This window comes from Maridesulfovibrio ferrireducens (assembly GCF_900101105.1).
GTDB classification, from domain to species: domain Bacteria; phylum Desulfobacterota; class Desulfovibrionia; order Desulfovibrionales; family Desulfovibrionaceae; genus Maridesulfovibrio; species Maridesulfovibrio ferrireducens.
In genome coordinates this window covers 105,747-125,701 of the sequence record NZ_FNGA01000006.1, presented here as the reverse complement: position 1 = coordinate 125,701, position 19,955 = coordinate 105,747, and the positions used below count along the sequence as shown (strand labels likewise).

The window sequence follows — 19,955 nt, the reverse complement described above, 5'->3', positions numbered from 1 at the left end:
CAAGTAGACTACTTGGTTGATAGGCTGGAGGTGTAAGTGTAGCAATACATTCAGCTGACCAGTACTAATAAATCGTGTGACTTATCTTTCTTCTCTTCCCTATTAACTATATATTTATGGTTGATAACTACTGACCTCGTACGGTTAGTACTACCAACTAGAGAAATTTGTCCTTGTGACCATTGAGGAGGGGCCACACCCGATCCCTTTCCGAACTCGGAAGTTAAGACCTCCATCGCCGATGATACTGCCAGGTAGCTGGTGGGAAACTAGGTCGTCGCAAGGACTTTATTTTGAAAAGACCCGTACATGTTAATGTACGGGTCTTTTTGCGTGCTTTGGAAATTAATAGAATCCTATTTTTTAGCTCTCTCTAATGCCATTTTTAAAAAGTTCTTTAAGACCGGAATAGCCTGATTGTATGAAACTTTGATTTCTGGATGAAACTGTACTCCGTATCTCATCTTGTCTTTACGTCTGATTGCCTGAATGTAATCGGATTCCGCGATTATTTCATAATTATTCGACAAACTGTAGATAGCCCAACCGTGAACTTCCGGAGCTATGAATGGGGTTGGTACTTTTTTAAATATATAATCTTTAATCTCAATATTTATTTTAGTACGGTTTTGTTCTGGTCTCATTGCTGAGATATCTGACCAGCCCATTGAGTGTACTCGAGTGTAGCCATATGCAAATGCATTCATTTGGCAACCGGCACAAATACCCAGAATTGGAATTGGTGCCTCGCGCACCAGTTCATATTCACCATTATATTCAAACATGGGAAGTTCATTATAATTAGCGTTATTTCCGCTTAATATTATCGCGACAGGTTTGTTTGGTAGAGCATTATACATTGCCATGTTGGCCTTCCAAAATGGAATCTGTACAACAGCAAGTTTGGGTTCAAGCTCAGATATTCTTTCTGCAAGGCGGGTGAAGGTAAAACCGTTACGCTGATTTCCGATGACAAGGACATATGGTTGAGTGGGGATATTGGGAATTTCAGGTTGACCCTGTGTAAAAAGCATTATTTCATTAAGAGCTGGTGCATAACCTTTGAATTTTGTGATTTTAAGTCGCCAAAATCGAGCTTTATGTGGCGCAAAATCTAAAATACTTCTGTAAGTGTTTGAGTTTGTCATCTTGGCGTTATGAATTTTATTCCAGTTTGCTCCATCGTTGCTCGCTAACCAGTGAAAGTCAGTAAGCCAGCCATCCGTATTCTCGAATTCTGCAAGTAACCATATTCTGCTGATTTCTTTTGATTCACCCAGATCCAGTTCTATCCATTCTGAATTTGGTCCTGGAGGTGATGCTCGCCATTGGCTGTTAAGGCCCGCGTCACTATAATCGATAAGAAATTCAGGATTGGAACCACTGCTGGTTTTTACGGATTTAGGGTAGACACGTTGAAAACCGGAGTAGTGATCATCACTTTCTGAATCTATATAAAATTTGCTAACAGCCCAAGGTCCTTTATGTCCGTTAGCGTCAACAGCCCTAACTCTCCACATCCAATATTTTTCATTAATAAGAGGGGAGTCTTTTTTTATCTGTAACGCGCTGACCAGACCATTACTTTCAGGGAGAGTAAATTTCCGTAAATTAGGTGACTTAAAAGAATCAGATAAATCCAGCTCAACTTCATACATTTTAGGGAGAGCTCCACCTTCAGCATTTTTGAAAGATAGGAGCGGAGTGGTGCGGGTAACAATAACATCCAGACTTGGATTTGTATTGAGAGTAGGTATTCCTGGTCCGTCAGAGGCAATAGCGGTTGATAAAAAGCAGAATAACATCAAAATAGAGATTGATATTTTTTTCATGTCTCCTCCATAAAATGGTTGTTTTATAGAAGAGGAACATAAAAATAAGGTTATATCAACGAGGTCTTTAATACCTGTACTTTGTTTTAGAAATTATTTTATAGAATAATCAAGTTCAGCCTGAACCAAGCGCAAAACTTCATAAGGATAATTACCGGATAAAGTATTAAAAATAGGATTAAGCTGCAAAAATCCTTCTTCTTTATATAAAGACATTGTGTCTTTTAAACATTCAATTTCGGAATTTGAATAATTCAAAATATCTTTAATTTCTATTTTACCTGATTTCACGCAAGCTGTTAAATGACTGTATATTGTTGCAGGTTTTATTTTTCTTTTTTCTGCGACTTTGTCTATATCTTGCAAGTCTTCAAATAATTCTAAAGTTTCAAGTGCAGAGGGTGGAATTTCAGGTTCACTTTCTTTTTGATGTGTTGGAACAGTTTTAAATTTTGACTCAGGCATTGGTGCTAAATCTGTCGGCCGCCCATGTTCATCTTGATGCTGCATAAGTATTTCTATGATGGCATTGCCATATCTAAACACTTTTTGATCTCCGAAGCCGCTGATAGCGTATAGCTGACTAGTTGATTCCGGGCGGTAACAGGCAAGCTCGAGTAATGTTTTGTCAGGAAATATTATAAATGCCGGAACTTGTTGTTCTTTTGCAAGATCATTGCGAAGGGTACGTAGATCATCAAGTAAAATTTTTGCTTCGGGAGTTGTTAAAGAAGGACAGTCCTGTCCTCCGATGACGAGTTTAATATTTTTTTCTTTCTTGCTTATCTTTTTAGCAATTATTGGATCTTTGCGTAGGTCGACAGTTCTTTCCTTTCTTAAAACTTCCCAACTTGCCGCATTCAATTTCAGGCTTCCGTATCCCTCAATATCTACATCCAGCAGCCCGTATGATACTATTTGGCGATGAATTGAAACCCATTCTTCTTTGGTATATTCAGTTCCTATTTTGAAAGTACTTAATTTGTCATGTCCCTGACTTAAAACTTTCGGAGTCTCTTTCCCCAGCAAAACGTCAATTAAGTGGTTTACTCCATACATTTGTTCAGTTCTATAAACATTTGATAAAGCTTTTTGAGCAGCGATCGTTCCGTCAAATTTTGAAGGCGGGCTTAAACATGTAAAGCAATTGCCGCACGGTTCTTTGAGTTCTTCTCCGAAATATCCAAGAAGAGCCTGTCGCAGACAGTTTGCAGATTCGCAATATGTCAGCAAAGCGTTTAATTTTCTAAGCTCGAGAGCTTTGCGTTCTTCAGGGGCATTGCCTGACATTATCATTCTGCGCAGAAAACCGATGTCACCGATTCCGACTGACATCCAAGCTTCGGCAGGCAGTCCGTCACGTCCGGCTCTACCTGTTTCCTGATAATATGCTTCAATACTTTTGGGCAGATCAAGATGAGCTACGAATCTTACATCCGGTTTATCAATTCCCATTCCGAAAGCGATGGTTGCAACCATAACAATACCGTCTTCAGACATGAAACGGGCTTGATTTTTTTCACGGGTCTCGGCGGATAGTCCAGCGTGATATGGTAGAGCTTTTATCCGTTTTTTACAGAGCCATTCAGCGGTTTTTTCGACCTTTTTACGGCTCATACGGTATACAATGCCGCATTCCTGAAAATGATCAGTTTGAATAAAATTTAGTAGTTGAACTTGTTCGCCTTCTTTAGGAACAACAGTATAACGGATATTCGGGCGGTCAAATCCTGTCGCAAAAATATCGTCTTCTGTAAAAGAAAGCCTGTTGAGAATTTCTCTACGTGTCGGTCCATCCGCTGTCGCCGTTAATGCCAGCCGCGGAACATTCGGGAACCTTTCGGCAAGAACATTCAGGCGTAGATAGTCAGGCCTGAAATCGTGTCCCCATTGCGCAACGCAGTGTGCTTCGTCAATAGCAATCAAGGCAATATTAAGCTGTTCCAACATTTCTATGAAACCGGGCTGACCGAGTCTTTCAGGCGCTATATATAAAAGGTCTAGTTCAGACTTATGTAAGCTGCTTATAACTTGCGCGGCTTCTTTTCCTTTCACTGAGGAATTCAGATATTCCGCACGGACTCCCATTTGCTTAAGCGCAGCAACCTGATCCCGCATGAGTGCGATAAGCGGAGAAATCACAATACCCACACCTTGGCGAAGTATTGAAGGAATTTGATAACATGCTGATTTACCGCCGCCGGTAGGCATGAAAACAACAGCATTTCCACCAGCCATCACGCGGGATGTTACTTCTTCTTGAAGTCCTGTGAATTTCTCGTATCCGTATGTTTTTTGAAGTACGTCCAGCGGGGTGCGCATGAAATGTTATCCGTCAGGTTGTGGTGAATAAAAATAATTATGAATAAACAGCCGGGCTTTTTAGTGCGTGAAATGTTTTGCCTCCTATTCATATTAAAGGCAACCGTTGATGTCTTAAGCTGTTTTTGGCTTATGTACCTATTTTTAATTGATATAGTACGTATTCGGGCTGAATTAGAACATGAACACTCACTATTTTGTGTAAACTTTACTCAAAAAAGATGGACAAGTTTTGCTGTTTAAGTATTCTGAAATCAGGTTGAATTTTATATCATGCGTTAAATTGTTGTTCTACGGCTGATTAAAACGGTGGTTGAATATGGATCACAAGTATAGCGGTGAAGTTATTTCTGTTCGCGGCAGTGTTGTGGATGTTCGCTTTTCTAATGAAATTCCTCCCATGTTGTCGGTTTTATATGCGCAGGGAGATCGAAAAGTTACCTTGGAAGTCGCTGATCATCTGGACCTTAATACTGTCCGGTCTATAGCTATGACTCCAACAGGCGGCTTGCCGAGAGGTGCGTCTGTTTATAGTGAGGGAACAACTTTGATGGCTCCGGTGGGGGAAGAACTTTTGGGGCGGGTTTTAAATGTTTTCGGTGAACCTGTTGATGGGCGGGCTCTTCCGGAAAATTTAGAATACAGGTCAATTCATAATGCTCCTATTGAACTTTCAAAGCGCGTTGTTTCCGAAGAAATTTTTATGACCGGAATCAAGGTCATCGATTTACTTATGCCTCTTGAGAAAGGCGGTAAAGCTGGGCTTTTCGGAGGAGCGGGGGTTGGTAAAACTGTTCTTATCACTGAGTTGATCAACAACATGGTCGGCAGACATAGCGGCATGAGTATCTTTTGCGGGATCGGCGAAAGGTGCCGAGAAGGTGAAGAGTTATATCGGGAAATGAAGGATGCCGGCGTTCTCGATAACACTGTTATGGTTTTTGGGCAGATGAATGAGCCTCCGGGGGCAAGGTTTCGAACAGGGCATACCGCACTGACCATTGCCGAACATTTTCGAGATGATCAGGGCAAAGATGTTCTACTGCTGATTGATAATATTTTCAGATTTATTCAGGCGGGTATGGAGCTTTCAGGTCTTCTCGGGCGCCTCCCGTCACGCATGGGATATCAGCCGACTTTGGGAGCAGATCTCGCTGAACTTCAAGAGCGTATTTCAAGTAGTAAGTCAGGTGCAATCACGTCTATTCAGGCTGTTTACGTTCCTGCTGACGATCTGACAGATCCAGCCGCAACTCATACCTTTTCTCATCTTTCATCTTCTATTGTGCTTTCCCGTAAACGTGCTGGTGAAGGTTTTTATCCAGCTGTTGATCCTCTGGAATCACGCTCTATGATGCTTTCGCCCGCAATTGTGGGGCAGCGTCATTATGATGTTGCGCGCGAGGTCCGGCGGACACTCTCCTTATATGAAGATCTTAAGGATATTATCGCAATGCTGGGACTCGAAGAGCTTTCGCGAGAAGATAGACTTATCGTTTCACGCGCGCGTAAGTTAGAAAGATTTATGACACAGCCTTTTAATACCACCCGGCATTTTACGGGTATGGAAGGCAGAATTGTTGATATTGCAGATACTGTCACAGGCTGTGAGCGGATTTTAAATGATGAATTCAAAGAATCATCAGAACGAGCATTTTATATGATCGGTTCCATAGAAGAGGTCTTGTCCACGGAGAAAAGTGGTGGCTGATGAAGTTTAAAATTATGTTACCCTCAGGAATTTTTCTGGACTGTGAAGCCGACAAGATTGTTGCCGAATGCACTCTCGGCGGTTTTTGTCTGTTGCCGAATCATGTTGATATGGCAACGGCGCTTTCTCCTGGGATTTTGACTTATTATCATCAAGGTAAGGCAATCAGCTTTGCAGTAGATGCCGGCATACTGATAAAAAAGGGACAACTTGTAAGGATTTCATCACACGCTGCGGTAAAGGGTGAACTTGGTGAGTTGGAATTAGAAGTGGACAGAATGCTTGAAGATGCTTCGGAAGCGGAAAAAGCCGCCCGGACGACTGTGGCTAAACTTGAAGCTGGATTCATTCGCAGTTTAATCGAGGTGGAAACAGTATGAGCCCTGATCAGAAAAAGCGTTCAGATGATTTTAAACGTAATATCTCGACCAAAGAGAAACGCAGAATCCGTGCGGAAAAACAAGGTCAGGTCGGAACTTTGTCAGCCTTCAGTTCTATGGGGGTTGTCGGTTGGACCGTAGCCTTACCGACTGTTCTTGGCGCTTTTTTAGGGGCATGGATGGATTACATGTGGCCTTTCAAGCTCAGCTGGACGCTCACAATGCTTGGGGTTGGACTTTTTACAGGATGCGTTTTTGCGGGAATGTGGATGAACCGTGAGAAGATAAAAATTATTAAAGAGAGAGAGGAGCCGCAGCCTAAAGAATCGGAGCCAGAAGAACTGGAGCCAAAAGAATCGGATAAAAATGATGAGCAATAATTATCTATTACTTATAGCCTTTTTCTTTGTCGGAGGCTTTGCAGCTATCCTCCATTTTGGAGGACTCTGGCTCACCATTCGCTATTTGCCGAGAACCGTTAGACCACGTCTCTTTTTCTGGTCAGGGTGTTTATTGCGGTATGCAGTGACCTTGCTTGTTTTCTTGTGTGTCATGAAACAGGGCGGCGCTCCGCTGGCATCTGCGTTTTTAGGTTTTTATCTGTTACGCACTGCGGCGTTGTCTAAATACTGTTCAGCGGAGAAATCAATTATTCGTAACAGCAGGAGGACTCCGTGGAAATAAGTCCGGATCTCACTGTTTATTTCAGTTATGAATTTATAAAGTTGAATGACACTCTTATCTTCACATGGATTGTCATGTTCATACTTGTTGCTTTTTCGTGGCTGGTAACACGAAGAGTTACTTCTTCATCCATTATATCTGATAAGCAAAATTTTCTTGAAATTCTGGTAGATGGATTACTTACTCAGATTGAAGGGGCAACTAATCAGCATCCTGAAAGATTTTTGCCGTTGCTGGGAACTCTTTTTATTTTCATATTAGTTTCAAATATTCTTTCCGCTGTACCCGGCTTTTCACCTCCCACAGGTTCGCTTTCTACGACGACAGCCTTTAGCCTGATCGTATTTTTAGCTGTTCCTTATTACGGCATAAAAGAAAACGGACTTGTTAATTATCTTAAAAGTTATGTGCAGCCGTCTCCGCTCATGCTTCCTTTTAATATAATAGGAGAAGTCAGCCGGACTTTTGCTCTTGCTGTGCGTTTGTTTGGAAATATTTTAAGCGGAACAATGATGGGCGCAATTTTACTCGTGATAATGCCTCTTCTGGTTCCTGTGATAATGCAGCTTTTGGGGCTTTTGATAGGAGTCGTTCAAGCTTATATTTTTACGGTTTTAGCGGCGGTATTTATTGCTGCCGGATTGGAAGTTCATTCTGAAAGCGGTCAAAAAGTGTAAAGGAGGAAAAACATGGAAACTCTCGGCTGGATTGGATTTGCATCAATTATTGGTGCCGGAATATGCATGGGGATAGGTGCTATCGGCCCTGCTATCGGTGAAGGAATGGCGCTTTCACGAGCGTTAAGCGCAATTGCGCAGCAGCCAGACGAAACCAACACTATTGTAAAGTTTCTTTTCGTAGGGATGGCAATGGTTGAATCAACGGCTATTTATTGTTTTGTGCTCGCTATGATTTTGCTTTTTGCAAATCCTTTTTGGAACTTTTTTATTGAGAAGGCAGCAGGTTAATTATGCTTCTTGATTGGTTCACTGTTTTTGCGCAGATAATTAATTTTTTTGTTTTAATTTTTTTGCTAAAGTTGTTTCTTTACGGCCCACTTGTAAAAGCTATGAAGAAGCGAAAAGAGCGCGTGGCTGACGAAATGGAGCAGGTACGTAATGCAAAAAGTGAAGCGGATGAATTAAATAAATCTTTGCAGGCAAAACATTTAGAGCTTGAAAATAAAGCTTCTGAAGTCATGGCGGAAATTCATTCGGAAGCCGAAAAATGGCGTCAGCAGGCAATGATTTCAGCGCAAAAAGAAATTGATATTCAGCGGGAGGAATGGCTGTCTGCTCTAAGCCGCGAAAAGGATGTAATCGCTTTAAATTTGAAAAAACGGATCATGGACGAAGTTACTTCTGTAGCATCTCGCATAATTTTAGATTTATCTGATTCAGATCTTGAAGAGCGTGTTGTGGCCGGATTGCTTCGTATTATTGAAATGGAATCGGTTAAAGTTGATTGCAGGGAAAATGAAATCATAATCCGTACTGGATTTGCTCATGAAGGAGTGCACAGAGAAAAAACTGTCATTATGCTGAATAAGCTTTTTCCTGACTGCGCAGAACATATTTTTAAAGTTGAACCTGAACTCGGATTTGGAATTGAACTGGTTGCAGGAGACAGGAAATGGGAATGGAATCTTACATCATACGTAGGTGACTTGGAGAAGAATATTCTTGAAGAAATTGCAAAGAGTCCGTCCGGAGTAGAGTAATGGGTTTTCTAAGCGATAATCTAGATCAGGCACTAGGAGCCGTGGAAAGGGGACTGGATAAAATGGATTATGATCCAGAGTCCCGCGAGGTGGGCAGGGTAATATCTGTTGCACGCGGTGTTGCGCAAGTCGAAGGGCTTAAATCGGTCCGTTCCGAAGAATTACTTACGCTCGGGGATGGCATTCAAGGGATGGCTCTTGACCTTCTACCGGATTCTATAGGTGTTGCTTTGTTCGGGAGAAGTTCGGGACTCAGTGCGGGAGATGAAGCAATTCCGTCGGGGACAGTTTTAAGCGTACCTGTCGGTGAGGCTCTTATCGGCAGAATTGTTGATCCGCTTGGAAATCCTCTTGATGATGGACCCGCTCCGGATACAACAGAAACCCGTCCTGTTGAATGTGAAGCCCCGCCGATTCTCATGCGTGCTCCGGTTGATACTCCTATGGCTACCGGGCTTAAGGTCGTGGACACCTTGATTCCCATAGGCCGCGGACAGCGTGAACTTATACTTGGAGACAGGCAAACGGGTAAAACCGCGATTGCTCTTGATGTTATACTTAATCAAAAAAAAGGGGATGTCGTTTGTGTTTATTGCGCTATAGGCCAACGCAGCACGTCTGTTGCCAGAGTTATATCCTCTTTGCGTACACATGGAGCAATGGCTTATACTTTTGTAGTCGTAGTTGACGGGGATGCTCCGTCCGGCTTGCAATATATTGCTCCTTACGCCGCAACGAGCATGGCTGAATATTTTATGGAACAGGGGCGCGATGTTCTGATTATTTATGATGATCTGACTCGTCATGCACAGGCGTACAGGCAGTTAAGTCTTCTCATGCGTAGACCTCCGGGGCGTGAAGCTTTTCCCGGTGATATTTTTTATATCCATTCAAGGTTACTTGAAAGGTCAACTCGCCTTAGCCCGAAACATGGCGGTGGAACGATAACAGCATTGCCTATTGTTGAAACCGAGGCTCAAAATATTTCTGCGTACATTCCGACAAATTTAATTTCCATAACAGATGGTCAGATTTATCTGTCTCCTGTGCTTTTTCAAAAGGGTTTATTGCCTGCGATTGATGTTGGGAAATCCGTATCACGTGTAGGTGGGCGAGCGCAGCCTTTAGCATATCGTAAAGTTTCCGGTGATCTGCGTCTTACTTATTCGCAGTTTCAAGAGCTTGAGGCTTTTGCACGATTTGGAACGCGGCTTGATAAGGATACACGCAAAAGGCTTGATCATGGGGTCCGGGTCAGAGAACTGCTTAAGCAAGATAGATTTTCTCCAATGAGTGCATCAGAACAGCTTGTCATTCTCTGGGCTGTATCACTTGGTTTGCTTGATGAGATTCCGCTCGAAAAAATAGGTGAAATTCAAGATTTCATTTTACAAAAAGCTCACGAAGGTTTTGCTGATTTTGAAAGGATTCCTAAAGCGGAATCAAAAGACGGAATTTGGGATGAATTAAAAAGCAGTATAGAAAAGTATATTGAGCTGTGGAGGGAAATCAATGCAGGCTCTTGAGGCTGTAAAAAAGAAAATTTCTACCACTAATGATCTGCTTTCTGTTGTTAAAACAATGAAAGCATTGGCTGCGGTCAACATTCGGCATTTTGAGAATGCTGCGCAGGGTGTCGGGGAATATGCGGAAGTTGTTGAAGACGGCTGGAGTGTGTTTTTCAAAAATGCCGGAGTAATTCCGAACACAGGAAAAGGCAAAGTTGCCGTGTTGCTTGCTATCGGTTCGGATCAAGGGATGTGTGGTCAGTTTAATGAGGTTTCAAAGCAGGAAACTTTGCGGGTGATTGATGAGCTTAAGTCCGAAGGGTTTACTGTTTCGTGCTGGACTTGCGGAGAAAGAGTGCATGGAGCTCTTGAGGGTAGCGGAGTTACTACAGATCTAAATTTCAGAGTTCCGGGAAGTTTGCGCGGAGTTAACGGCATAGTTAATGACATTGAACGTAACCTTGAGGAATGGAAAAGGAAAAAAGGTATGCACAGATTCAGCATTGTGCATAATAGATTTGCCCCCGATGGTTCAAGGGTTGCCGCAAAGCATATACTTCCGCTTAGTATAAGATCAAAGGGGGCGCCGTGGGAAAGTAGATCTTTGCCCATGACGAATATTCCTATTACCGATTTATTTTCGACTCTTTTTCTGGAATACATTTATATTTCAGTTTACGGAGCTATCGTGCAATCTCTTGCCGCGGAAAACAGCTCAAGGCTGGCGGCAATGCAGGTGGCTGAGAAAAATATTATAGAGCATGTCGAATTGCTCGAGTCGGACTACCGCAATACTCGGCAGGGAACTATTACGGGTGAACTGCTTGATATTGTCGCGGGAGTCGAGGCTGTTTCGGGTGGAAAGTTTTAATACGGTATCTATTTGATAATAAACAAAAAGGCCCGCTAAAGCGGGCCTTTTTTATGCGAGGTATTCGAAGGTGAGGCTTAAGGCTGTTATTAGCTTTCTTGTACTGCCTTGGGGGCAACGTACTTTACGAGGAACAGAGCCATTGTGGCTACGGCTGCTGCAATCCCGATCAGTATTGATGTGTTCATACTAAGTTCGAATCCGATTTTAGCCTGCATGATGAATGTTACAACCACCGCTGTCATGAAGGTGGCAGGGATGGATGCAATCCAGTGCAGTTTTGCGCGCTGTCCTAAGTAAACTGCTGCGGTCCAGAGTACCATCATGGACAGACACTGATTTGAGAATCCGAAGTATCTCCAGATTGAAGTGAAGTTCTGAGTAGAGATTACATATCCAAGAGCGAACAGAGGAACCGCAATTAGCAGACGTTTGATTGCAGGACCCTGATCAAGTTTGAATGTTTCAGCTACAATAAGACGTGTGCTGCGGAATGCAGTGTCACCACTGGTGATGGGCAGGATAACAACAGCGATGATTGCGAAGATTCCGCCTACAGGTCCGAGAAGTGCATTTGCAGCCTGTGAAACTACAGCGGAAGGGCTGCCGGAAGCGATAACAGCGTTCATAGCTTCAGGGGAGTCATAGAAAGACAAACCGATAGTACACCAGATAAGCGCGATGACGCCTTCAATGATCATTGCACCGTAGAATACTGAGCGTCCTTCTTTTTCATTTTTTACACAGCGAGCCATAAGTGGCGACTGTGTTGCATGGAATCCACTGATTGCTCCGCATGAAAGAGTGATGAAGAGCAGAGGCCACATTGGTTTGCCAGTGGGGCTGGTGTTAACAGCAAAGTCAAGGTTAGGCAGAAACGCGTGATCACTGAACATGAGTGCAACTGCAATTGCGATGGTCATGACCAGTAACAGTGCTCCGAAAAGCGGATAGAGTTTTCCGATAAGTTTATCAATTGGAAGAATAGTTGCGAGGAAGTAATATGCGAAAATACAGGCTACAAGGAGTCCGGTGTTGATTCCGGTCAAACCTGTGAGCAGTTTTGCTGGGCTGAGAACAAAAACTACGCCGACAAGCATTAACAGAACGAAAGCGAATACGCGCATAACATGGCGGGCAGGCATTCCTAGATATTCACCAACAAGTTCAGGTACGCTTGCACCGTTGTTGCGGATGGAAAGCATTCCGCTGAAATAATCGTGGACAGCTCCGCCGAAGATACAACCGATTACGATCCAGATAAGGGCGGCAGGGCCGTAAAGTGCGCCGAGAATAGGTCCGAAGATCGGGCCGATACCGGCAATGTCCAGAACCTGAATGAACATCAGTTTCCATTTAGGCATGGGCATGTAGTCAACATCATCACGCATAGTGTAAGCAGGGGTGGTGCGGTTACCGTCCGGGCCGAAAACATTATCAACAAATTTACCGTAGATAAGGTATCCGACAATCAGGGATGCAACGCAGGCAAAGAAAAATAGCATAGACAAGACCTCCATCTTTTGTGCTGAATGAAAATTATGCACCTTTCTGACATGAAGGGGTCGGCAGGTTCAACAGTTCATGCTTGAAGTGACTAATTCGATGTTTGAAATGACATTCAAAGTGTCGAATCAGCTTGTTGTTGTTTGAAAGTCCGTTTTCCGGGGTTGATTTCGCAGTTTTGGAATTTTAAAACTGACGCAGGTTCCTTCGTTTAGTTTGCTGGTGATTGTTATTTTACATTGAGGGCCGTATATCTGCTCGATACGCTGAATGCAGTTGCGCACACCTATTCCTTCCTCGCATGATTCGATTTTCTTTTTTTCAAAGAGCTGATCCAATTTAGCCTGACTCATTCCGACACCGTCATCTTTTATTGAAACGCTGAGTTGCCTTCTATCGCATTGAATCGAAATAGTAATTTGACCGCCTTCCTCGCGTCCCATTATGCCGTGTTTCACACTGTTTTCTACCAGCGGCTGGATGATCAGCGGCGGGATGGGCCAGTCTTCGCATTCTTTTTCAACAGTAATATCAACTTTAATGCGGTCTCCGAAGCGGGCCTGTTCAATTGCAAGATAGCTTTTGAGCTGGGCAAGTTCTTCGGATAGCGGAATGTAGCCGCGGCTGCTGTCCAGATTTTTGCGCATGTACGAGGATAGCTCAAGGAGCAACTCCCGCGCCCTGTTCGGATTTGTACGACAAAAGGATGTAACTGTATTTAAAGAATTAAATAGAAAGTGAGGATTTATTTGAGCTTGAAGGCGACGAATTTCCGCATGAGCAAGCATTTGTTCTTTGATTTGAATTTCTTCAAGTTCCAGCTGTGTGGAGCACAGATTGGCGAGTCCCTTGGCTATTTCAAAGGAAAGCAGATCAAGCTCTTTCTTTTTTGTTCCGTAAAGTTTTAAAGTTCCTAAAATTTCACCCTTTTTATGAAGGGGAACAACCGCTGCGGAAGTGAAAGGACATCCTCGATGATTACATCCGATTTTTTCACTTGAATCCAAAAATACAGGCTCACCTTGGGCAAGCGCATTTAAGGTGGAAGCTGTTCTGATTTTTTTACCGGGAAGGTGATGATCGTCACCAACTCCGATATGAGCCAGCACATTTTTATTGTCAGTAATTGCCACGGCTGCAACAGAAACATTGAAAAATATAATTTTGGCTGTTTCCATAGCAGATTCCATGGTTAAACCGGAACGGAGGTGTCCCACCGTGAGGTTGGCAATGTCCAGAATTTGTTGCGCCTGTATGGAATCGCGTTTGGTGCCGTAGCGGAAAACTATGTTGATAACCTGTGCAAAAATAGCTGCACCGAAAGTGTTTAAAATGATCATGGGCAGTGCGATTAATTCTACAAGCTTTAATGCTTCGGAATACGGACTTGAAAGGTAGAGGACCATGATCATATGGATGATTTCACCCACAAAGGCGAGACCGGCGGCGGCTCGCCAGTCCATACGGTTGGCAAGTTTGAGAGAAATTAATCCGGCTGCAGTACCTTCTAAAACTGTTGCAAGTCCGCAGGGAACGGCGCTGAATCCGCCGAAATCTATTAAAATGCGATGACCTCCGGCTATAAGTCCGGCGCCGAGTCCGACTAATGGTCCGCCGAATAAGCCGCCAGTGATAACCGCCATTGCCCGTAAATTTGCTACTGATTGAAATACGAAGTTGCCACCGTATGTTCCGAGTATTCCGAAAATTCCGAAAATGAGTATTTGTGTGGCAATTGTTGCCTTGGGTGAAGTTTTACGGAATCCTATTTTATGGATAGGTGTGATGGTGAGCAGTAGAAATGCTCCGGCTACGATAAGGCCGAATCTTTCCGCAAGGGTGATGATCAGAGTTTCGGGATTCATATCTTAAATTCTCCGCATACTGAGCTATGCAAGTCCAAGTCTTTCGCGAAAAGATTTTACGCGGCCCTTGCTTATTATGACTTCATTCTCTTGAATGTTATTCATGGTCAGAACGTATTTTCCATTAAACCACGGCGCAAAATCCCGAACATGGGTCAGGTTTACAAGCTCGCCCCGATTAGCTTTGAAAAAAGGTTGTCCTTGGAGGCGTTCTTCAAGTTTATCGAGAGTCTTATCTCCGTAGCAGGGGAAAATATCTTCGGCAGTGTAAACCATGATTTTACGATCTTCCATTCTGCATAGAATTACTTCGGCAGGCTCGAGAAGAAGTATGCGTCCATTCCCTTCAACTGAAATCCGCAAAACGTTGTGTCCCAGTCCCATGCCGCTTAGTAATGCGTTCATGTTGGGGACTTCAACTTTTTCAGTGCAGTTTGCAAAAAGTAGGCAGCGGACCCGTTCAAGACTTTTGGAAATCCGTTCTTGCGAGAAGGGTTTGAGAATGTAGTCGACGGCGTTTTCTTCAAAAGCCCGCAGGGCGTATTCATCGTAGGCTGTGGCAAAAATAACGAGCGGCGGATTTGGAAACTGCATAATTTCCTGCAATACATGGAAACCGTTTTTGCCGGGCATTTGAATGTCCAGAAAAACGAGATCAGGTTCTTCTTCCTGTATCAACTTGATGCCTTGAGTGGCCGAAGTTGCGGTCCTTATGATTTCTATATCATTGAACTCTGACAGCAGATAATTAAGCTCATCCAGCGCAGGAGCTTCGTCATCTATGAGAATACATCTGATTTTCTGCTTTGCAGCCATGGTAAGTCCTCTTATTGCAGATTTCGTAATACCTTTTCGCGTCTGGATTTGACAGTTTCTTTTAAGGTATCCACATCTATAAGGGTAAAAGCTCCGGCAGGGCAAATCTGTACACAGGCAGGCCCTTCTTCTCTGTCGCTGCAAAGTTCACATTTCTGTGCATAAAATTCAGGAAGTTCCGAATTGTCATAGGGGTATTTAGAGCCTGTGGCAGGGCGCGGCAGATTTTTATCAAGAGGTAAAATGTTAACGGCTCCAACAGGGCAGGCCAGTATGCACATTTTACAGCCGATACAATTTTCTTTGCGAATGTGAACCACTCCGTTCAGATAGACAATCCCTCCTACTGGGCAGGCTTTTGCGCAAGGAGCGTCTTCGCACTGGCGGCATTGTATGGGCATTGTTATTTCAGGAGTCGATATTAAATTTAAACGGGGATTAAATGCCGCGCGCAGCCTTGCCGCTTCCGGGATAGACAGTTCGCTGTTCGCTGAAGCGCAGGCAACCTCACACGCTCCGCACCCAATACATTTACGCGGATCTGCAATAACGAAGGCTTTCATTTTATGCGTCCTGTTTGCCGAAAACTGTGTGCAGCAATTTATGGGAAGTGTGACCTAAAGGTTCGCCCAGAAAATCAGCATATGCTTTTTGCACGTCAGGATTTTCATGTGATTTGCGAATCTTGGAGTTTTTGTCATGTGAGTACATGGATTCTTTTCTGCACCGGTAGACTTCATCCCGTTCAATCGGCAGCAGCACTTTAGGCTGACCGCCTCCGCTGATACATCCCGACGGGCAGCACATGACTTCCACGAAATCTACATCTGCGTTGCCTACACGTACTTTTTCTAAAAGCGGAGCAACGTTTGTAAGTCCGGCAACTACCGCAATTTTGAAAGTCTGTTCACCCATGGTCATGGAAGCTATGCGGAAACCTTCCTCGCCACGGACAAAAATAAGATCTGTTTCGGGTACTGGTTCACCTGAAACAAGTTCGTACGCTGTGCGAAGTGCGGCTTCCATAACTCCACCCGTAACCCCGAAAATATTTCCTGCTCCGGAATATGTGCCGAGTGGTTTGTCGAAATCTTCATCAGGCAGTGATTCGAAATCAATTCCTGCTTCGCGGATCATGTATGCCAGTTCACGTGTAGTTAAAACAGCATCAACGTCGCGGTGTCCTTCCATACTCATTTCAGGTCTTGCGCTTTCGAATTTTTTGCAGGTGCAGGGCATAACCGCAACACTGTATATTTCCGCGCGCTGTTTGCCGTTAATGTCGGCACCATAGGTTTTAAATAATGCGCCGGACATTTGCTGGGGAGACTTACAGCTTGAAAGATGCGGCAATAAATCAGGATAATTCAGCTCCATGTAACGCACCCATGCCGGACAGCAGGAGGTGAACATCGGGAGCGTTCCGTTATTTTTAACGCGTGAAAGAAGTTCGTTCCCTTCTTCCATTATGGTGAGGTCTGCGGCAAAATTTGTGTCATACACTTTGTCGAAACCCAGTCTGCGAAGTGCGGCGGCCATTTTACCGGGGGTGAGGCTTCCTGCCTTCATTCCAAAATCTTCGCCTATAGAGACTCGTACTGCCGGAGCACATTGAACCATAGTAAATTTGTCTGATTTTAGTGCGTCTGAAATTTCGAAGACATCACCCGCACAATAAGCGGCAAACAGAGGTTCCGTTGTTGATTGAAACATACCGCGTTCAAGAAGTTTATCTGCGCGCGGAGTTTCCGGTTCATCTAAAATTGAAGAGTAAGCACTGCATGTCTGCACGCATTGTCCGCAAAATACACAGCGGGAAGAGTCAATTTTATGCGGCTCTCCATGAATTCCGGAGATAGCGTCTACGGGGCATACGTCCTTACAGCGACCGCAGCCGGTGCAAAGTTCTTCATCTATTATGATAAGTTGTTTTGATTTGGACATGAATATTAACCTTAAGAAAAATTTTGTGAAGTGTTTAGAAAACTCATAGCCGCTTTAATGTTGCGTTCCCGTTTCATGCGGGAAGGGTCTATTAAGCTCAGTGCTTTTTCAGGGCACACTTCAACGCAGGCAGGACCTTTTTTCCGATCAGAGCAAAGGTCGCATTTTCCGGCAAAGAGCATGGGCACTTCGTCCATTGAAGTTTCACCATTTTCGCACAGAACAGCCTGCATCACTGGAGCGCCGTTTTTATATACAGGCAGAAGTTCAATTGCTCCGAAAGGACAAGCGAGCATGCAGGTTTTACATCCAACGCAAAGCTTTGTTTCAACAACAATCGCACCGTTTTTGCGGCTGATGGCGGAAACAGGACAGCAATTAGCGCAAGGGGCGTCTTCGCAGTGGCGGCATTGAACGGGAATGGTAATTTCAGGAGTCTGCACAACGTATAAACGGGGCAGAATAGGCGCGTTAAGTGCTCCTGCTGTGAATGCCGGACTGGACGAATGAGCCTGGGAGCAGGCGACTTCGCAAAGTTTACAGCCGATGCATTTTTCAGGATCAGCTGCTATAAAATGGTTCAGGGAAGAAGACATATATTCCTCATTGTAATTATTTATGATGCAAAAATATTATGCACTGACGTTATTGATATTGTATGGCTTTGCCGGATGTTTTTCCGCGCTGCCTGCTCGAACTTTTACGGCACAAACCTTAAACTCAGGCGTACCTGTTTCAGGATCAGTGGCACTGTTGGTGAGTATGTTGCCCGGACTTTCGCTGAAATGAAAGGTGATAAAAGTCAGTCCTTCGGGGACTCTTTCAGTCACCTGCGCCCGCGCTCTAAGTTCACCTCTTCGGGATGTGACGACAACATAACCGTTATCTTCGATTCCAAAGCGTTTTGCGTCTGCCGGATTGATTTCCAGCATTTCTTCCGGTCGAAGTCCGTCCAGTCCCCAGCAGCGGCGCGTCATTGTGCCGGTGTGGTAATGGGCTGTTACTCGTCCAGTCGTAAGAACTAAAGGGAAATCAGCGTCAGGTAGTTCAGCTGGTTCTTTATAATCAGCGGCAAAAAAAGAACCTTTGCCGCGCACAAATTTATCAACATGCAGGACCGGAGTACCTTTGTGATCTTCGGAAGGGCACGGCCATTGTAACTTTTCATTTTCTAAACGGGAGTAAGTTATTCCGCCATAACTTGGGGTAAGCGCACGCATTTCATTAAAAATGTCTTCGGGGGAATTGTATTTTGTTTTTATTCCCATGCGCTTAATCAGTTCAGCAAGTATCTGCCAATCGGCTTTGCTGTTTCCGATCGGATCAATGGCTTTGCGAATAAGCTGAACCCGTCGTTCCGTACTGGAAAAAGTTCCGTCTTTTTCCGCGAAAGTTGCACCGGGTAGAACCACATCCGCCAGTTCTGCCGTTTCAGTCAGAAAAATATCTTGCACAACCAGAAAATCAACAGCTTCAAGGCAATGTTTCACATGGTTGATATCAGGGTCGCTGCGCATAGGATTTTCACCGAAAACGAATAATCCTTTTACATTACCGTGTTCAATTTCATGCAAAACTTCGGGGATTGTAAGCCCTGTTGTTTCGGATAGTTCAATTTCCCAAGCTTTGCTAAATTTCTCGCGTACTTCCGGTAGGCGGACTTTTTGGTAGCCCGGAAAAACGTCCGGTAGCGTACCCATGTCGCAAGAACCTTGAACATTGTTTTGACCGCGCAGGGGGTTAACACCTGTTAAAGCTTTTCCCATGTTTCCTGTGAGCATAGCAATATTAGCGACGCTGCGGACATTATCAACACCGGAAGTGTGTTGAGTTATGCCCATAGTATAATATGTAGCAGTGGTACGGGCGGTGCCTATTATGCGGGCCGCCTTGTAAATAAGTTCTGCTGGAACGGTTGTAATGGTTTCAGCGTATGCCGGAGTATAGCGCATGGCAGAGGCTCGAAATTCTTCATATCCTTCGGTGCGTTCCGCTATAAATTTTTCATCCGCCAGCCCTTCGGTAATTAGAACGTGAGCAAGCCCGTTTAGCAGGGCGACATCGGTTCCGGGTTTCAGTCTAAGCCAGACATCCGCATGTTGCGTAAGGGTGATGGCGCGCGGGTCGGCTATAATCAGCTTTGCTCCGCGCTGGGCCGCTTTCATCATGCCCAATCCTATAATAGGATGGCATTCTGTGGTGTTGGTTCCGATTGCAAAAATGGCATTACCCGTGCCCATCAAATCCAGTTCATCAATAGAATTAGTCATTGCCCCGCTTCCGAATGATGCAGCCAGACCGGCTACAGTGGGAGCGTGTCAGAGTCGCGCGCAGTGGTCGATATTATTGGTACCGATGGCTGCGCGCATAAATTTTTGCATGAGATAATTTTCTTCATTGGTGCAACGGGCCGAGCTGAATCCGGCAATTGAATCAGGTCCGAAATCTTTTTTGAATGATTTGAACCGTTCAGTGATTACAGAAAAAGCTTCGTCCCAGTCTGTTTCTACTAATACGCCGTTTTTACGGACAAGCGGGGACGTTAACCGATCTGGATGGTGAACAAAATCAAAGCCGAAATGCCCTTTGGCACACAAACTACCTTGGTTAACTGAGTTGCTCATAGCAGGGATAACTCCGATAATCTGATTGTTTTCTACTTGAAGATGAAAATTGCAGCCTGATCCGCAATAAGGGCAGGTGGTGAGTATTTTTTTCATAATTTAATGGTCAGCCGTGTGAGATGGGCTATATTTATAGGATACGTTTTGAATGGGCAGACCATAGAGACGAGTT

At 44.2% G+C, this 19,955-nt stretch carries 18 protein-coding genes and 2 rRNA genes; 11 read left to right on the top strand and 9 right to left on the bottom strand.

Translation table 11 applies throughout. The features are described 5' to 3' along the window. Both BLT41_RS16550 and rrf read left to right on the top strand, forming a co-directional pair. A 23S ribosomal RNA gene (locus BLT41_RS16550) occupies positions 1-89 on the top strand; the annotation flags it as partial. Between the two features lie 82 nt (positions 90-171). After that, positions 172-286 (top strand): 5S ribosomal RNA (rrf, locus tag BLT41_RS16545). A gap of 70 nt (positions 287-356) precedes the next feature. Here the strand turns inward: rrf and BLT41_RS16540 are convergent. Both BLT41_RS16540 and recQ read right to left on the bottom strand, forming a co-directional pair. Next, positions 357-1,832, bottom strand: coding sequence for a glutamine amidotransferase-related protein (locus tag BLT41_RS16540; protein ID WP_244512316.1), 1,476 nt, complete (start codon positions 1,830-1,832; stop codon positions 357-359). 93 nt (positions 1,833-1,925) lie between these two features. Continuing rightward, on the bottom strand, positions 1,926-4,154 hold the full coding sequence (gene recQ / locus BLT41_RS16535; RefSeq protein ID WP_092163159.1) for a DNA helicase RecQ: 2,229 nt from the start codon (positions 4,152-4,154) through the stop codon (positions 1,926-1,928). 319 nt (positions 4,155-4,473) lie between these two features. Here recQ and atpD point away from each other — a divergent pair, with 319 nt between their 5' ends. Genes atpD through BLT41_RS16490 form a run of 9 tightly spaced genes read left to right on the top strand, consistent with a single transcriptional unit; the run spans position 4,474 to position 11,028 of the window. Continuing rightward, entirely contained in the window at positions 4,474-5,865 is a 1,392-nt protein-coding gene (atpD, locus tag BLT41_RS16530) for a F0F1 ATP synthase subunit beta (RefSeq protein WP_092163157.1), read from the top strand. Further along, positions 5,865-6,245 carry a F0F1 ATP synthase subunit epsilon gene (locus BLT41_RS16525; protein WP_092163156.1) on the top strand — a complete coding sequence of 127 codons (381 nt, stop codon included), beginning with the start codon at positions 5,865-5,867 and terminating at the stop codon, positions 6,243-6,245. The genes atpD and BLT41_RS16525 overlap by 1 nt, the downstream gene beginning before the upstream one ends. Beyond that, on the top strand, positions 6,242-6,625 hold the full coding sequence (locus BLT41_RS16520) for an AtpZ/AtpI family protein (RefSeq protein ID WP_092163155.1): 384 nt from the start codon (positions 6,242-6,244) through the stop codon (positions 6,623-6,625). The genes BLT41_RS16525 and BLT41_RS16520 overlap by 4 nt, the downstream gene beginning before the upstream one ends. Further along, positions 6,615-6,929 carry an ATP synthase subunit I gene (locus tag BLT41_RS16515; protein WP_244512315.1) on the top strand — a complete coding sequence of 105 codons (315 nt, stop codon included), beginning with the start codon at positions 6,615-6,617 and terminating at the stop codon, positions 6,927-6,929. The genes BLT41_RS16520 and BLT41_RS16515 overlap by 11 nt, the downstream gene beginning before the upstream one ends. After that, positions 6,920-7,606, top strand: coding sequence for a F0F1 ATP synthase subunit A (locus tag BLT41_RS16510; RefSeq protein WP_092163141.1), 687 nt, complete (start codon positions 6,920-6,922; stop codon positions 7,604-7,606). The genes BLT41_RS16515 and BLT41_RS16510 overlap by 10 nt, the downstream gene beginning before the upstream one ends. Before the next feature lie 12 nt (positions 7,607-7,618). Continuing rightward, entirely contained in the window at positions 7,619-7,897 is a 279-nt protein-coding gene (locus tag BLT41_RS16505; protein WP_092163140.1) for a F0F1 ATP synthase subunit C, read from the top strand. A 2-nt stretch (positions 7,898-7,899) separates the two neighbouring features. Next, complete coding sequence (locus BLT41_RS16500; protein ID WP_092163139.1) at positions 7,900-8,649, top strand: F0F1 ATP synthase subunit B family protein; 750 nt, start codon at positions 7,900-7,902, stop codon at positions 8,647-8,649. Continuing rightward, complete coding sequence (locus tag BLT41_RS16495) at positions 8,649-10,175, top strand: F0F1 ATP synthase subunit alpha (RefSeq protein ID WP_092163138.1); 1,527 nt, start codon at positions 8,649-8,651, stop codon at positions 10,173-10,175. The genes BLT41_RS16500 and BLT41_RS16495 overlap by 1 nt, the downstream gene beginning before the upstream one ends. Then, the gene (locus tag BLT41_RS16490; protein ID WP_092163137.1) at positions 10,162-11,028 is read left to right on the top strand and encodes a F0F1 ATP synthase subunit gamma; all 867 of its coding nucleotides are present in this window, start codon (positions 10,162-10,164) and stop codon (positions 11,026-11,028) included. Before BLT41_RS16495 ends, BLT41_RS16490 begins: the two co-directional genes overlap by 14 nt. Before the next feature lie 89 nt (positions 11,029-11,117). Here the strand turns inward: BLT41_RS16490 and BLT41_RS16485 are convergent, their stop codons facing one another. The 7 genes from BLT41_RS16485 to fdhF form a co-directional block, all read right to left on the bottom strand. Then, a complete protein-coding gene (locus tag BLT41_RS16485) occupies positions 11,118-12,533 on the bottom strand; it encodes a carbon starvation CstA family protein (RefSeq protein ID WP_092163136.1) in 1,416 nt (471 codons plus the stop codon). Between the two features lie 129 nt (positions 12,534-12,662). Then, on the bottom strand, positions 12,663-14,399 hold the full coding sequence (locus BLT41_RS16480; RefSeq protein WP_092163135.1) for a LytS/YhcK type 5TM receptor domain-containing protein: 1,737 nt from the start codon (positions 14,397-14,399) through the stop codon (positions 12,663-12,665). A 24-nt stretch (positions 14,400-14,423) separates the two neighbouring features. After that, entirely contained in the window at positions 14,424-15,215 is a 792-nt protein-coding gene (locus tag BLT41_RS16475; RefSeq protein WP_092163134.1) for a LytR/AlgR family response regulator transcription factor, read from the bottom strand. Between the two features lie 11 nt (positions 15,216-15,226). Then, on the bottom strand, positions 15,227-15,778 hold the full coding sequence (locus BLT41_RS16470) for a 4Fe-4S dicluster domain-containing protein (protein ID WP_092163133.1): 552 nt from the start codon (positions 15,776-15,778) through the stop codon (positions 15,227-15,229). 1 nt (position 15,779) lies between these two features. Further along, positions 15,780-17,159 carry a [FeFe] hydrogenase, group A gene (locus BLT41_RS16465; protein WP_170830401.1) on the bottom strand — a complete coding sequence of 460 codons (1,380 nt, stop codon included), beginning with the start codon at positions 17,157-17,159 and terminating at the stop codon, positions 15,780-15,782. A gap of 11 nt (positions 17,160-17,170) precedes the next feature. After that, a complete protein-coding gene (locus BLT41_RS16460; protein ID WP_092163131.1) occupies positions 17,171-17,755 on the bottom strand; it encodes a 4Fe-4S dicluster domain-containing protein in 585 nt (194 codons plus the stop codon). 36 nt (positions 17,756-17,791) lie between these two features. Further along, on the bottom strand, positions 17,792-19,879 hold the full coding sequence (gene fdhF / locus BLT41_RS16455) for a formate dehydrogenase subunit alpha (RefSeq protein WP_092163130.1): 2,088 nt from the start codon (positions 19,877-19,879) through the stop codon (positions 17,792-17,794). Between the last annotated feature and the right edge of the window lie 76 nt (positions 19,880-19,955).